The sequence below is a fragment of the Novosphingobium sp. genome (genome assembly GCF_024642085.1).
GTDB lineage: Bacteria > Pseudomonadota > Alphaproteobacteria > Sphingomonadales > Sphingomonadaceae > Novosphingobium.
Window position 1 is genome coordinate 53302 of record NZ_JAHEBV010000006.1, and the last position, 14195, is coordinate 67496.

Consider the following 14195-nt stretch of genomic DNA (forward strand, 5'->3'; position numbering starts at 1 on the left):
AATCATGCAATCGCAGCCCGCGACGGGTCGGTGGCCGGTGATGGCGGCGGCAATCTTTCCGAATTGTCCCGGCGTCGCTGCTGCGGTCTAAGCGCCAGCGCTGCACCCGCCAGAAAGGCAAAGTTCGTACCTGGATCGGGCTTGGCCGACGATGTCGCCGATGGAACCAGCGAAAAGACGGCCGCAACAGCAAAAGCACCACCGATAGAGTGTTCAAGCAGCGCCGTGCGGCCATAAGTGGAAAGCCGCTGCGGCTGCAGAACCGTACGCAGGTAAAACAGGAACGATACCAGGCCTATTACGCCGGTTGATCCCAATATCGCCGTCGCCAGACTGGATGACCGGAAGCTGCCCGGGCCGATGCCCAGGCCGTAAGAGTTGGTAAAGGCGTCCCAGCCCTGCAATGCCCAGAACAGACGCTGCCTGCCTGAATCCGATCCGGATTTACCGATCGTCATGCCGTTTATCATGTCCATGAACTTGAGCGGCAGCTCGGGCACGACCAACATCATTGCCGCAACCAGAATGATGATGACCACAAGGGCAAAGGCAAACTGGCGGATCCGGCTTGCTGGGGCCAGTCTTGGGGTCAAAAACGCCCTCAGCATAAAGAACAAGCCATAGGCAAACAGTGCTGCATAAGCGGTCGATGATGTGCTGAACGTCAGGATCATGGCCAGCGAAAAGGCGGCGGGACCGGTAGCCCCCGGGCGGATCGACCGGTACCACAATTCTGCGTTCAGGACCATGAACGCGAAACCGAAATCAGCAAACCCGGACGGTTCAGGGAACAGCCCGCGGATCCGGACAAAGCCCTGATAGGCTTGGTCGAGCTGGGCATAATTACCGTTGCGAAGCAGGTTAAGCACTGCGTCAATGGGCGTTCCGTGCACCGCCATCACGACCAGCCCCAAAATGACGTGCGTCCACGCGATACCGATCCCGGCGCTGATCAGCGCAGCCACCCCTCCCCGCTGGGATCGCGTGACCAGATAGGCCGCAAGAGCGACCAGCAAGGTGCCGAATAAATAGAACGCCGAAGTCAGGTTCTGCGTGCTTGGTCCCAGCAATGCAGTCTCGAACAGGTCTGGCGAATCGAGCGGCTTCATCGGCGCGACCTGCATCATGCCGGCAAACAGACGCGGCGCGAGTATTGCGCTGGCGATGCCGTAGGCTACGAAACAGGCCAGCCAGCGGTTGGCGCGGATGGCATCGGGCAGCAGCTGAAGGCAACGCGTGGGCGAAATAGCTGCCGCGACGATCACGAAGAGCAGAGCGACTTGAAGCGGAGGAATCGTCGATCCGCCCATCGAAGGCAGGACCAGCGCGGCTGAACCGGCCAGCAATCCGCAATAGAGCATAAACACGAAAGCAGTCTTCACCGTGCCGCGAAGCAGGATGATCAATCCGATCGCCAGTTGGATTGCTGCAATAAACGTCGGCTGCAAATGCTTGAACCTCTTCGGTTTGAAGGTCGCCAGAATAGCATTGCGTTCTGCCCGATGCCCTGTCGGAGAAGGGGTAGCCCTTATGGGGAATAAGGCGAAACGCGCCGCCAGCCTCAGCAGCAGTGGGCACTCGCGCCAGAGGTGTGATCAAGGTCCTTAGCCGGATTATCACGCGCTTACTCCCAATGCGACATCGCGCCGCGGGCCAAAAAAATGGCAAAAAGGACGCAATCGGGGTCCGGCCCGGTTCAGTCATTCCGGAGTTCACGCTTGACGACTGCGCTGCGTTCCACACTTTCGGCGATCTCGCACGATCATGCCACGTCACGGCATTTTGCTGCTTTGGCGGCGGTACTGGTCGCCGTGCCTCTTTGCGTCAGTGTCAAGGGACTCGACAGCGAGGTGTCGGCGCAAACAATAACCGTTCGGCACTCCGCAGCCGCCGATCCGGGCGGTCAGGATCGTGTGCAGCCCCTTGCGCTTCCGTTACCAGTGTCGGGGGTGGTACCTTCTCTCCTCGATCCTGCGACACAGTCCGCAATGAGCATCAACAACCTGACCCGCTTTGCTCCGCCCGCAGCCCTAGCGCCGGCCAGTGCGTTCCGATTTTCAGGATCAACCGATGCCCGTGATCAGGCCATTGGCTGTCTTGCCGCGGCGGCTTGGTACGAAGCCGGAAATGATGCTGAAAGCCAGCGCTCGGTGATTCAGGTGGTGTTGAACCGGGTCAAGCATCCGGCGTTCCCCAAGACGGTTTGCGGCGTGGTCCTGCAGGGTTCGGAACGGCGGACAGGGTGCCAGTTCAGCTTTACGTGCGATGGATCGCTAGCCCGAAGGCGCCCGGCTTCGTTCGATTGGCAGATGGCCCGGGTCCGCGCCGAAAGTGCACTTGCTGGTGCTGTCGATCGTGACGTGGCAGATGCAACCCACTACCATGCTGATTATGTCGTACCGTGGTGGAGCGCCAAGCTTGAAGCGCTGACCCGCGTTGGCCGGCACATCTTTTACCGATGGTATGGGCCAGGAGGTCGGGCACAGCAAACGCCGGGTCCTGAAAATCCGAATGCCTTGGCCCTGCCGCGGCTGGGTATCGGCCCCAGCGGTGCCATCATCGGATCTAATCACGTCGCGTCCCCGGCGATCGTTACACAGCCACGGATGCAACCAGACGTGGCGGCACTCACCGGGATAGAAGCGCCAGACGCAATTGCGCCGACCGCCTTCGCACCGTCCCCGCAGGGGGCCAAGGTCTTTGCGCTCGACATGGCGCAACCGGCCGGACGCTGGGCGCTTGATGCCCTGGGCAAGTGCAATGGCGGCGCGTGCCATGTGTTTGGCTACGCCAGCGCCGAAGCGGCATCTCGCAATGCGGTACTCTCTGACCGCGCCAAAGAGGTTCCACAGTTTCTACTGGTCAAGGATCGGGCGTCAGGGATGACGCTGGCATTCTGGGATTGCAGCGTAACCCAGCGGCCCAACCCCGATCAATGCCTGCCAAGTCAACCCGACGCGCTGCGCTCGCTCCTTCGTGAACGTCCGGGACCCTGATTATCACGGTCTTCCGCCCTTTTCCGCTTGTCGCAAATTGGTGTCCGGTGGTCGCGCCGCAGTGGACTATCACAAAGGACTACTCGTGGTGGGGAGTGACGACTGGGCCGTAGGAACTATGCCGTGGAATGGAGGATAGGCGGCATGTTCACGTATCGTGGTTGGTGTATGGTTTGGATGCAACAAGGTCGGATCGCCTGGGTTATTCCCGAATTGTCCGGTCCGACTTGCGGAGGCCGAAGATGAAGCGTCCCAAGAAGACGGTAAAGCCGGCAGTGGAAGGGCTGAAAAGTTTGATATCTGACCAGAATTCGTCGCCACATTTCGCCGACTTTAGCGAGATCAGCGAAACCATGGTGAACGGCTATGCGCGGCTCGTCAGGCTTGGCATGCCCGGACACACCGTCGCTCTTGCCATGCTGGGCGCAACGGTGAACCTCTACCGCATGTTCGGGCTGGACGAAGAGCTGCCCGAACTGTTGCGCGGGCTGGCAACCAGCATCGAAAAAGACGTCACCACCAATTGAGCTGCCCTGCGCAGGGCCACCCTACCCCTTTCGGGGGTGATCCCTATGCTGCGTACGCAAGCGCCTGATATGCGGCTAAAACGAATCCCTGAACGTGCCGTTTGCCACCGGCATCGAAGCTGCATTTCAGGGACCCCGTGTTGATGGCCGAATTGATACAACCCAAAATCTTTGTTGCGATCGCCACCATCGGGCGGTCTTCGATCCTGTGCCAGGTATTGCGCCGCATTTCGTCCCAAGACCGGCAGCCGGACGGCGTGGTCGTCGTGGGCACCTGCCCGGCGGATGTTGACGGCGCCGGTCGCGCCTATCCCGGCAGCGAGGTTTTGATTTCGCAGAAAGGCCTATGCCGGCAACGCAACATGGCCTTGCGCCACCTTGCCGGACGCGCTGACATAGTCGTTTTCTTTGATGACGATTTCGTACCCGATGACGGATACCTGACAGCCGTCGAACGCCAAATGATGGCCGATCCCGCGCTGATCGGGTTGACCGGCCACCTATTGGCCGACGGAGCACAAACAGGCGAAATCTGTTTCGCCGAATCGCTCAAGATCCTTGATGGGCGCGTTCTTGCACCACGGTTCAGGACAGAAAATACGTCCTGGCTTTACGGCTGCAACATGGCAATCCGCACGGCGGCCGCGCCAGACTTGCGCTTTGACGAACGACTCCCCCTCTACGGTTGGCAGGAAGACGTGGACTTTTCCAGCCGGCTTGGACGATTTGGCGCCATGCTCCGGTCCCGCGATCTGACAGGGGTACACTTGGGCACGCGTTCGGGGCGCATTTCAGGCGTGCGGTTCGGTTATTCGCAGATCGCCAACATTATCTACCTGCGCCGCAAGCAAACGATCGGTGCACGCCACGGCCTGGGTCTGATGGCGCGCAACGTCGCCTCGAATCTGGCGCGCAGCCTGTGGTCGGAGCCGCATATCGATCGCCGCGGCCGCCTTGCCGGCAATGCAATCGGGTTCGCCGATCTGCTTCGCGGGCGCGTAGATCCAGGCCGGGTGGAGCGGCTCTGACCCCGCCATCCCCGGAACAAGTGGCGCCGCGCAGTCAGGTTCTGATCAACGGGCGCTTCTTGACCAAGACCCTCGCCGGAGTCGACCGGACGGCGCAAGAGCTGGTCAGGGCACTGGCCCCGCTAGCGTCGGGCAGGGGCTGGTCGCTTGTCTGTGCAGTTCCGGCGAACGCTCCTGACGATGCCGAAATCCGGGGCCGGCTGGGTTTGGGCGATGAAAGCCCAATCCTCCGCTCGGTTCTGCGCGGATACCTGTTTGAACAAGTCGCCTTATCCCGTGCGATGCCAAGCGCAATCCTGCTGAGCCTGTGCAATATGGGCCCGATCCTGCGCCGACGGCAGCTAGTGATGCTTCACGATGCGCAGGTATTCGACGTGCCGCGAAGCTATCCGCTGGCTTTCCGCCAGGCCTATCGCTTTTTGCAGCCGCGCCTTGCCCGCAGGGCTGGCGCAGTTGTGACGGTCTCGGAATATTCACGGACACGCCTGCGCGCGAACGGAGTGACGACAGGTGTGCCGGTAGACGTCGTCCATAACGGCACCGATCATTTCGGCCGGGTCGAGCCGGATGACGCCATTCTCAATCGCTTCGGGGTGGCGCGAAAAGGCTATGCTTTTGCGCTCGGCCACCCGGCCTCGCACAAGAATCTGGGCGTGCTGCTACAAGCATATTCCTGCGCTGACATCACGCTGCCCCCGTTGGTACTGGCAGGCCACGCCCCCGCAGGCCTGGCTGCGGGTGATCAATCTGTCATCGCGGTCGGCCGCGTCAGCGATAGGGAATTGAAAGCGCTGTATCAAAATGCGCGAATGTTCCTGTTCCCGTCTTTGACCGAAGGGTTCGGTTTTCCGGCGCTGGAAGCGATGGCTTGCGGCTGCCCGGTGATTGCAGCAGACGCGGGTGCAATTCCCGAAGTCTCCGGCGCTGCGGCAATTATGGTCGATCCGGGCAATGTGCGCGCTTGGCGCACGGCAATCATGCGGTTGCACGCGGACGATGAAGAACGGGGGCGGATGATCATTGCCGGAATTGAGCAGGCGAACGAGTTTACCTGGGACAGAGCCGCAAAGAAATTGGCCGACATTATCGGGCGGCTTCACCAAGCCATTTAAATGGGGCTTGCCGACAATCAGAGCTGTGTCAGCGCCTTCATCTTTTCCGCAAAGTGATGCGGAGCAAACTCGCGGGCTCTGGCAATCGAATCGCGCGGATCGAAATCTGGCAGGAAGCGCTCAAGCCGCTCCGCCGCATCGACCACTGCGCTCGCGCTCTGCTCAGCAAAATAGAGCCCGGTCTGACCATCGATTACACTATCGAGCGCGCCGCCGCGCCCATAGGCGATGACCGGGCGGCCCGATGCCATCGCTTCAACCGGGGTGATCCCGAAATCCTCCTCGGCAGTCATCACCAGCGCCTTGCACCGGGCATAAGCCTGTCGCAGCTGGTTGAAATCCATCCGGTCAACAAAGGTGATATTGGGACCGGCCCTTTTCATTAGCGCGGCAGCCATACCACCTGCGCCGACCATCACCAGCGGCAGTCCCGAGCGGGTGAAGGCATCGACGGCAATATCAGGGCGCTTGTAAGGGACCAGCTGACCCACCCACAGATAAAAATCGCCGGTTTCGACCGATGGGGTAAACAGGTTCGTTTGGACCGGCGGATGGATCACTTCGGCATCGCGGCGCCAGACTTTTTCGATCCGTTGCTTCACGAAATTGGAGTTGGCGGCAAAGCGATCAACGCGCGCGCTGGACGCAAAATCCCATTGCCGCATCCGGTGATACATCGCCGGCATCACGGCACGGGCAAGCAGGTTCGCTTCACCCTTGTACTGGTGATAGTGATCCCAGATATAGCGCATCGGCGAGTGGCAATAACACACGTGCAGGCTGCCGGGCCGCGTGATCACGCCCTTGGCAGGGCCGGATTCGCTACTGATCACCAGATCGTAATCCGACAGATCAAACTCTTCGAGCGCGATCGGCATGAGCGGAAGATAGTATTGGTAGAACCTCCGCGAAAAAGGCAGCCGGTTGATGAAGCTTGTCGTCACCTTTGCCGCCCTGATGCGCGGCGCCATGCGATCTGCATCAATCACGTGGGTGAACAGGTCCGCCCCGGGATAAAGGTCGAGCAAGTGTTCGACCACCCGCTCGCCGCCGCGCATCGCAACAAGCCAGTAATGGACAATTGCCACGCGCGGCTCGGAAAACTTCAGTCGCCTGTCCAGCGGCGCATGTGTGACGCCGGCGGCTTCGATCACGCGTAATACTCGCTGTATTGCTTGTAGTAGTAGGCCGGATCGTAACGACCGAAATAGGCGCGGCGGCGCAGATCAACCTGATTGAGAGCGATGCCAGCAATCCGAACGTGATCTTCAGGCAGACGGCGCAGCGCAGCCTTGAGCGCGAAGGCCGAAGTCTTGCGCCAATGGGCAGCGATGATGGTCGCATCGGCGCGGCTAGCCAGAGTGCGAGTATAAGCTACCGGCAGGACCGGCGGAAGATCGAGCACTATGCGGTCGAACTGGGTGCGCAATTTGTCGAGAAGTGCGGTAAACTCAGGACCTGACAAGAGGTGCTCGGCATCTTCCGATCCGGGCAGCAGCGGCAATGTCCAAAAAACGTAATCGTCGCTGTGCAGACTGGTAAAGTTGAGCTTGGCATTGCCCTCGAGCACCTCGATCAGGCCGCTCTGTTTTTCGTCGATATTCAGCAGGCGGCTAATCCCGTGGCGGCGCAAATCACAGTCAATCAGGATCGTCTTGAGCCCGCTGGTGGCATAGATGTGCGATAGGCAGCACGAAATAACCGTCTTGCCTTCGCCGGGCAGCGCGGACGTTACCGCAACAACCTGAGCGCCCCCGTTCGTCGCCATATCGACCGAGGTACCGAGTGAACGGAACGCCTCCGTAAAGATGGAGAACGGCTCATCGCGCACAGCCGCCATGGCCCCAACGTGGTTCGAATTGATCGACGAAAGCAGCGGGATCGACGTGAGGAATTGTTCACCAGTCAGGTTTTCGATCTCTTCCGGCGTTGTCAGGCCCTGGAACATAGCCTCGGCAACGTAGGCCCCCAGTATCCCAAGACCCAAACCGATCACGGCAGCCAAAGCTAGATTTAGCTTCAGGTTGGGGCTGATCGGGTTCTTAGGCAAACTTGCCAGGGTCAGGATTACCGCGCTGGGTCGTTCGCTTCCGCGCGCCGCCAGCAGCTGTTTGTAACTGTTGAGATAGGTTTCATAGATTGCCTGCGATGCTTCCGAATTTCGCTCCAACTCACTCAAACCGACCATCGCTACGTTGTTCTGGGTAAGTTTCGTTTTCGCCCCGCCCAGACTTGCAGAAAGTGAACCAAGGCGCTGATTCGAAACGTCAGCCTTTGCCTTGAGGTTCGATACGACCCGACCGATTTCGGCCTGGATTTGCTCTCGCACCTGGTCAAGCTGACTGCGGGTACGGATTAGTTCGGGGTGATTAGGGCCATAGCGCGATGCCATGTTGGCGACTTGTCCGGCAAGTTCGCTTTCCTGGGTCCTCAGATTTGAAATCACCTGCGAGCCGAGGGCCTCGCCGACATCGTCACCGTTCGATCCGGAACGCAGCTGTGCCAGCGCCGTATTGAGGCGCGCCTGATCTTCGGCTGCAGAGGCCTTGGCGGCTGCAACCTGCTGGTTGAAGTTCGATATTTCCTGCTCGGTAAGCGAACTGCCCGATGTCGACAGGAGGTTGTTCGCGACACGGTATTGTTGCAGCGCTTCGGTATCTTTCTGGGCTTGGGCGCGCAGCGCGCTGAGCTGAACTTCGGTTTCACGACGTGCCTGGTCGTTGCGGTCCTGATCGGCATGAAGCTGCCATTGGGTAAACTGCGTGGCAAATGCATTGGCCATCCGTACGGCATCGCCCGGCGATGAAGCGTCATAGGAAATGGACAGCGCATAGCTTTCGCCGCTTCGCTGGGCACTGACGCGGCGCTGAATGTCTGACAGCAGGTCGTCGCGATCTGACGGCGAAAGTTTGTCGCCAATACCCAGAGCCGTGACCACGCGGTCTGCCATGTCGCGCGATTCGATAACCTCGGATTGTGTCTCGACCAGCTGATTGCTGATCGCGGCCTGGCTGTTCTGGGTGGTCGCGGTCTGCCCGGCCGCACTTGCATCGTTTGTCAGCATTACCGCTGACCGCGCGCGGTAGGTCTTGGGCATAAGCATCGAGGCGACAAGGACGATCGCCATGATCGCGGCTGTGGTTGCAAGTATCAGCAGGGCATGACGCCGAAAGAACGAAAACGATTCGGTCAGATCCAGGCGATCCTCGCTGGGCATGCGATTGCCGCCCAGGTGAGCCAGTTCGCGGCTGCTGGTTACAGCAGGCACTGCGCTTTTTTGCGTCATGTCAGGCGTTCTCGTTTGATCGGTGCGTCCGATGGAAAAGGATGGGCGGTGCGGGTCATCCGACGACCTTCACCCCTATACCGGCCGCAAATCCGTTGAACGAGCGGCCGAGCAGGCCACCGTCCTGCTTGCGATACCCGGCATCGAATGTGACCCCGATGTTGCGGGTCAACCGGTAAAGCGCGGTTGCATCGACTGCGTAGCGCGAATCCACCCGGCCCAGGCCGCGGTATTCTTCGCGCACATGGCCGGCCTTTACCCCGACGAGCAATTTCGGCGTAATCAAGTGCTTGGCTTCGAGCGTGAACGAAGTTCGAAAGATTGCCGGAGAATTGATCAACGGGCTGGGATCCACATTTCGCGATGCTCCGGCAATAAGCTGCCAGGTTGGTCGCGGAAGCCACGAAGCCGTCAAAGCAAAGTTTACCGCATTCAGGTTGCGAAAGGCGGGGTTGTCGAAACTGCGGTGGATCAGCCCGAAGCCGGCCTCTAGATCGATCAGGCTGGTAACCCTGATCCGTCCTCCGGCCAGGGCGTCGTATCCGGACGAGTTCAACTGCCTGGCTGCGGGATCGCGATAAGACAGGCTGCTCAACCGAAAACGCGAATATACCTGGATCCGTGATCCGAGATTGTAAGCCAGACGGGCAAATGCCGAACGATCGATCACGTTGCGCTGGACCAGCGATACGGGCACGCCCCCAATCGAGGCGTTCTCGTAGTCGGTCTGGCTCAGCTTTCCTCCCAGCGCGATTTCAAGTTGATGTTCACCGCGCGACACCTCGATCCCGTATTCCTTGCGGTTGAATGCGACCGGACGATCGGTCAGAAACTGGTCTCCTGCGGTGCCGCGCTGCTCGATGCCGCGCATAAGGACCACTGATGGCCGCACGTCGATCTGGCTCGCCAGCTCCAACAGACCCCTGAGACCCAATTCGCCAGCTTCGCTGTTTTCACCGGTATTGCTCGCATAGCGGCGCAGATTTGCGGCGCCGAACAATTCAATCTGGTGACGGGAAAAATCGGTCGAAAGGGTGAAGCGCGGCTGCAAGTCAAATACTGCATCGCTGCGTTTGGGCGCAGCAATGTTGTAAATGTTGCTGTCGTACCTGCCCTCGGCCAAAAGTTCGGGGTAAAGCACCAGCCCGCCACCAATACGGATGCCATCGGCCTGCACCGGATCAAGCAGGGTTACCGGGGTGGCCACATCGGCCTCCTGCGCAAAGGCAGCCCGTCCGCTTAACGAAAGGGCGACCAGGGCGACCCGTATCACCCAGCCTGGCGCTGCTTTGCCAGTCCGGCCAGGCCGCGCATCGCCCATCCGGATAATCGCTGCAGCCTGTGACCGGCTGTCCATGTCCCTGCTGAACGCCAGCACTATAAGACGCAGCGACGCGAAGATCGTGCCGAGCCAGTTGGCATGGTGAAAACTGCGATTTTGCAACCGATCGGCAGGTCGCGCGTTGGCACCTTTGGCCAGCTTGTTCAGGCTATGGCCTTTTCTATCCGAAAGGGGTAAGGAATTACCTATTGTGAGTAGCGCAGCGACGATGAAGCGGATCGATTCCCACAAGGCGAAGGCCCCTTGGCCGCGGCGCAGCTTTGCTTTGGGCCTGGTTATTGGCCTGCCGCTTTCTGTGGCGGTGTGGTTGGCAATTTTCTGGCTGATCTGATTTTGCCTGGGCATCTTAGCAGGATCCTTCAGCGCTAAGGACGGCTGGCAAGGTGCCCAGCAGTATGCGGGTATCCAAAAGGAAAGAGCGGGACCTGACATAATAGACGTCCGCTGCGACCCTGCGGCGATACGTCGTCATGCTTCGTCCCGATATTTGCCACAATCCGGTCAGGCCCGGCCTCACACTGAAATAGTGCAGAGCATAACGGCCATAGTGATGCAGCTCCTCACGCACGATCGGTCGCGGGCCGACAAGCGTCATGTCGCCGCGCAGCACGTTGACGAGCTGCGGAAGCTCATCAAGGCTGGTCGCACGCAATATTCGGCCAAAGGGGGTGACGCGCGGATCGTCAGCCAGCTTGTGATCGCGTTCCCATTGCTCGCGCAAACCGGGATTGCCGGCAAGAATGCAGGACAGGGTCAATTGCGCATCGTCGCGCATGGTGCGGAACTTGAGACAGTCAAAGGTCGTGCCGTCACGCCCCAGACGTTTATGCGCAAAAATGACCGGGCCCGTGCTGGTCATCGCAACCATCAGCGCGATGATCAGAAGCAAAGGGGCCAATATTACCAAAAGGATGATGGAACAGATGATGTCCATCAACCTGCGGACATCCTGCCGGCGTCCTTCGTGCACCACGGCCGACACCATCGCCGGGCGCTCCGTTACCGTCAGCGCAGCTTCCACGTCCGTCGCCATCGGCATCGCAATCAACGCTTTCGCGCCCTCTGCCTGGTTGTATTCAAGTCCGCCATCAAGCTTTTGCATCGCGCTTTCGCTAAGAACCGTCCAAAAAGATGTGCCGCCACGAACACGGTTTCCACGTGTCCCTGTTAGCTTCAGGATTTACGATTTCCGGCCCGGTCACAACCGAGCATTGGGCTTATCGGCCGACTACTCGGATGAGTTAATTTATCGTTGCCACGCAGCGGTTTTCACTCATCTGGGTAATAGGACGATGGCCATCGGAGCCCTATTTTCGAAGTCTGTGCAGTGGCGTGATTCGCCTCGCGCGAACCTGGAACCGGGAGCCAAGTCATGTCGCATGCAAGAACCAGACTATTCGCTGCGCTGGCGGCGACAGCGCTGGGCACCGCAGGTTTGCTGAGCGGACCGCTGGCAGCGCGAGAGCCCACTCTTCTGGCGTCACAGCTGAACCATGATTTTGCAGTCGGTTACCGGGTCGCTGCCGGTGACAAGTTGAAAATTACCGTTTTCGATGAAGCAGCGCTGACCGGCGAATATCAGATTGGCGGAGCCGGCGAACTAGCAATGCCGCTCATTGATCCGATCGCGGCCCAGGGCCTGACGCCAAAAGAAGTGGCGGCAGCCATTGCGGCAAAATTGCAGGCAGGCGGCTATGTGCTGGTCCCGCGGGTGACGGCAGAGGTCGTCATCAACCGCCCGTTCTATATCCTAGGCGAGGTCAAACTGCCGGGCGAATATCCGTACAGCGGTGACATGACCTTTGAACAGTCCGTCGCGCGGGCTGGCGGTTTCACCCCGCGGGCGAACCGTTCGACGATCCTGCTGCGCCGGCAAAATTGGGCGAGCGCACAGAGGGTCAAACTGGATGGACCGTCGCTGAAGATAGCCCCGGGCGACACCATCACCGTGCGCGAGTCGTTTTTCTGAAGGCTTACGCAAGCGCTCCTTTGAACCGCTGGCAGGCGCTGCCGAAACAAGAAATCCACATCATTTTGTACCGTTCTGGGTCGGTGAGCCCCGGCACGCCGTTAGACGTGTTGATTAATCCGTTAGGTTGAGGCAGCTTACAGTTCTGACCCCAAGTCAGTGAGTCGCACCCGTCTCGTTGAAAGCCATAAGGCTCTGCAAGACCAAGATAAATCAGGGGAGCGACAATTGATTTCAGGGGATGATCATGTGCAATCAGGTACAAATTCTTAGTTCCAGCGACATATCACGCGAAGGACTGGCGCATTTCCTGCGCAGCGACGGATTCGAGATCCTCGCTTCTGGTCGCGTAGCTGGCGATGTTTCTTCTACCGAGAAAAGTTTTCTTGTCGTGGTCGACGAACCCGACACGACTCTGCAATCGGAAACTGTGGGTGAAATAAAGGCCAATTCAGCCTCTGCCATGCCCGTGGTTCTGGCCGAGCGGTTCGACCTCAACTCCATGACCGAATGCTTTATGGCGGGCGCACAGGGTTACATTGTCAAGTCGATCCGGTCACAGCCGCTTGTTACCGCGCTGCGCCTCGCGGCCCAGGGCGAACGCGTCATGCCGTCCGATCTTGTTGATGCGCTTGATTTCCGGTCGGCCTCCAAGGTTAGCCAAGCCCGATCGTCGAGCGAGATGAACGCTGCCAACCTGTCACCGCGTGAGCGCGATGTGCTGTGCTGCCTGATGGCAGGTTATCCCAACAAGACCATCGCGCGGCAGCTCGACGTATGCGAAGCGACGGTCAAGGTTCACGTCAAAGCGATCCTTCGCAAGCTCAAGGTACGCAACCGCACCCAGGCGGCTATCTGGGCCAGCTCGAACGGCATGATCGAGGCGGCTGGCGAAAGCCATTGATTGGCACGGCAGATTTCTGGGGAACGCGGGACAGCTGATCTGCAGCTGACGTTTTATTCTCTTCTGGCCGCTCCCTCATGCCAGACCAAGCCTTGGCCGGCGCAGAGCAGCCCATTTCCCGCCTTGCCCGCCTGCGATTGCATCGCAAAGACGTAGCCGGCGGACAAGCGGCAGGCGGCCGCTTGATTGCAGCCAGCTAACAGCCCAGCGTTATGGCCGACGGCGTTGTTCCCCCCCTGGGAACCTGGGCATTCGCGTGCCGCGCCGCGGTGGTGACTGGATCGCGCCGTCAAACCGTCGAAAACGAAAGTCTCGGTCAACGCCATCGCGCCGGAAATGGCGATGCGCGTCGCGGTGATAGCGAAGCTCGTTATCGCGTAACCGGAAATAAAAGACGTTGTCGGTCCCCCAGTACCCGTCGAATATCGAGCCATAATACCCATCGTACCAGCCGCTGTAAGGGTAACTGGTCCAATTCAGCCCGCTGCGGCCATAGCCATCATCGGCGCAAGCACTGAGCGGCAAGCCCGCAATCACCAAAGCGAGAGGCGAAAGAAGTCGTTTCATGGTCTTCTCCATTCCTTATGGCCCCCAAGTGCAGCACTCGTTTGCTCTGAAGATCGACCTGCGGTTGGCTTCACGTGCGGTTGGCTTCACGAGCGGTCGTGGCGGACATTCGCTAAGCGCAGCCGATGCAGCGGGTAGCTGTGGGGAGAGCGTCAAGCCGGGCGGCGCCGATCTTGCCGCCGCAAACGACGCAAATGCCGTAAGTGCCGTTTTCGATGCGCAGCAGCGCGTGGCGAATGTCTCGAATCTCTACACGCAAGACCTCGTCGACACCGGCCAAAGTCTCGTCATCGGACAAATCGATCGCCTGCTCCGACCAGTCTGCATCCAGTGGCTGGCGCAGGTCATCTTCAATCGCACCGGCGCGCCGGGTAAGCTCTACCAAGCGTGCGCCGAGTTTTTCCGCGAGTTTTTCATGTTCTTCCATTCTTGCGGCTCCTGCCCGTAAACCTGATCCGTCCGGG

13 protein-coding genes are annotated in these 14195 nt (G+C 59.6%); 6 read left to right on the forward strand and 7 right to left on the reverse strand.

Annotated elements, in window-relative coordinates; translation table 11 throughout:
* Positions 1-2 precede the first annotated feature (2 nt).
* Positions 3-1448 (reverse strand): glycoside hydrolase, encoded by a 1446-nt coding sequence (locus Q0L62_RS04055; RefSeq protein ID WP_296676792.1) that lies wholly within the window; start codon positions 1446-1448, stop codon positions 3-5.
* Between the two features lie 270 nt (positions 1449-1718).
* Here Q0L62_RS04055 and Q0L62_RS04060 point away from each other — a divergent pair, with 270 nt between their 5' ends.
* From Q0L62_RS04060 to Q0L62_RS04075, 4 genes are all read left to right on the forward strand, one after another.
* Positions 1719-2996 (forward strand): cell wall hydrolase, encoded by a 1278-nt coding sequence (locus tag Q0L62_RS04060; protein WP_296676793.1) that lies wholly within the window; start codon positions 1719-1721, stop codon positions 2994-2996.
* 242 nt (positions 2997-3238) lie between these two features.
* Positions 3239-3523: a hypothetical protein gene (locus Q0L62_RS04065; protein WP_296676794.1), complete on the forward strand. Its 285-nt coding sequence runs from the start codon at positions 3239-3241 to the stop codon at positions 3521-3523.
* 143 nt (positions 3524-3666) lie between these two features.
* The gene (locus Q0L62_RS04070; protein ID WP_296676797.1) at positions 3667-4551 is read left to right on the forward strand and encodes a glycosyltransferase; all 885 of its coding nucleotides are present in this window, start codon (positions 3667-3669) and stop codon (positions 4549-4551) included.
* 59 nt (positions 4552-4610) lie between these two features.
* Positions 4611-5663 (forward strand): glycosyltransferase family 1 protein, encoded by a 1053-nt coding sequence (locus Q0L62_RS04075; RefSeq protein WP_296676800.1) that lies wholly within the window; start codon positions 4611-4613, stop codon positions 5661-5663.
* Positions 5664-5680: 17 nt separating this feature from the next.
* Here Q0L62_RS04075 and Q0L62_RS04080 read toward each other — a convergent pair whose 3' ends face one another.
* The 4 genes from Q0L62_RS04080 to Q0L62_RS04095 all read right to left on the reverse strand — a co-directional run bounded on the left by Q0L62_RS04080 (position 5681) and on the right by Q0L62_RS04095 (position 11393).
* Entirely contained in the window at positions 5681-6721 is a 1041-nt protein-coding gene (locus Q0L62_RS04080) for a glycosyltransferase (protein ID WP_296676974.1), read from the reverse strand.
* Positions 6722-6813: 92 nt separating this feature from the next.
* Positions 6814-8949, reverse strand: a complete 2136-nt coding sequence (locus Q0L62_RS04085; RefSeq protein ID WP_296676802.1) for a Wzz/FepE/Etk N-terminal domain-containing protein — start codon at positions 8947-8949, stop codon at positions 6814-6816.
* 55 nt (positions 8950-9004) lie between these two features.
* A complete protein-coding gene (locus tag Q0L62_RS04090) occupies positions 9005-10636 on the reverse strand; it encodes an outer membrane beta-barrel protein (RefSeq protein ID WP_296676805.1) in 1632 nt (543 codons plus the stop codon).
* 1 nt (position 10637) lies between these two features.
* Positions 10638-11393 (reverse strand): sugar transferase, encoded by a 756-nt coding sequence (locus Q0L62_RS04095; RefSeq protein WP_296676808.1) that lies wholly within the window; start codon positions 11391-11393, stop codon positions 10638-10640.
* A gap of 270 nt (positions 11394-11663) precedes the next feature.
* On the opposite strand from Q0L62_RS04095, the gene Q0L62_RS04100 reads away from it, so the two are divergent.
* Complete coding sequence (locus Q0L62_RS04100) at positions 11664-12260, forward strand: polysaccharide biosynthesis/export family protein (protein ID WP_296676813.1); 597 nt, start codon at positions 11664-11666, stop codon at positions 12258-12260.
* Positions 12261-12507: 247 nt separating this feature from the next.
* Entirely contained in the window at positions 12508-13164 is a 657-nt protein-coding gene (locus Q0L62_RS04105; protein ID WP_296676815.1) for a response regulator transcription factor, read from the forward strand.
* A 210-nt stretch (positions 13165-13374) separates the two neighbouring features.
* Here Q0L62_RS04105 and Q0L62_RS04110 read toward each other — a convergent pair whose 3' ends face one another.
* Both Q0L62_RS04110 and Q0L62_RS04115 read right to left on the reverse strand, forming a co-directional pair.
* Positions 13375-13731, reverse strand: a complete 357-nt coding sequence (locus Q0L62_RS04110; RefSeq protein ID WP_296676817.1) for a hypothetical protein — start codon at positions 13729-13731, stop codon at positions 13375-13377.
* 112 nt (positions 13732-13843) lie between these two features.
* A complete protein-coding gene (locus tag Q0L62_RS04115) occupies positions 13844-14158 on the reverse strand; it encodes a TraR/DksA family transcriptional regulator (RefSeq protein ID WP_296676820.1) in 315 nt (104 codons plus the stop codon).
* Between the last annotated feature and the right edge of the window lie 37 nt (positions 14159-14195).

Coding starts and splice junctions, on each gene's coding strand:
- Q0L62_RS04065 (WP_296676794.1), top strand. CDS start 3,239: ATGAAGCGTCCCAAGAAGACGGTAAAGCCGGCAGTGGAAGGGCTGAAA.
- Q0L62_RS04110 (WP_296676817.1), bottom strand. CDS start 13,731: ATGAAACGACTTCTTTCGCCTCTCGCTTTGGTGATTGCGGGCTTGCCG.
- Q0L62_RS04085 (WP_296676802.1), bottom strand. CDS start 8,949: ATGACGCAAAAAAGCGCAGTGCCTGCTGTAACCAGCAGCCGCGAACTG.
- Q0L62_RS04100 (WP_296676813.1), top strand. CDS start 11,664: ATGTCGCATGCAAGAACCAGACTATTCGCTGCGCTGGCGGCGACAGCG.
- Q0L62_RS04095 (WP_296676808.1), bottom strand. CDS start 11,393: ATGCAAAAGCTTGATGGCGGACTTGAATACAACCAGGCAGAGGGCGCG.
- Q0L62_RS04115 (WP_296676820.1), bottom strand. CDS start 14,158: ATGGAAGAACATGAAAAACTCGCGGAAAAACTCGGCGCACGCTTGGTA.
- Q0L62_RS04080 (WP_296676974.1), bottom strand. CDS start 6,721: ATGCGCGGCGGCGAGCGGGTGGTCGAACACTTGCTCGACCTTTATCCC.
- Q0L62_RS04105 (WP_296676815.1), top strand. CDS start 12,508: ATGTGCAATCAGGTACAAATTCTTAGTTCCAGCGACATATCACGCGAA.
- Q0L62_RS04070 (WP_296676797.1), top strand. CDS start 3,667: ATGGCCGAATTGATACAACCCAAAATCTTTGTTGCGATCGCCACCATC.
- Q0L62_RS04090 (WP_296676805.1), bottom strand. CDS start 10,636: ATGCCCAGGCAAAATCAGATCAGCCAGAAAATTGCCAACCACACCGCC.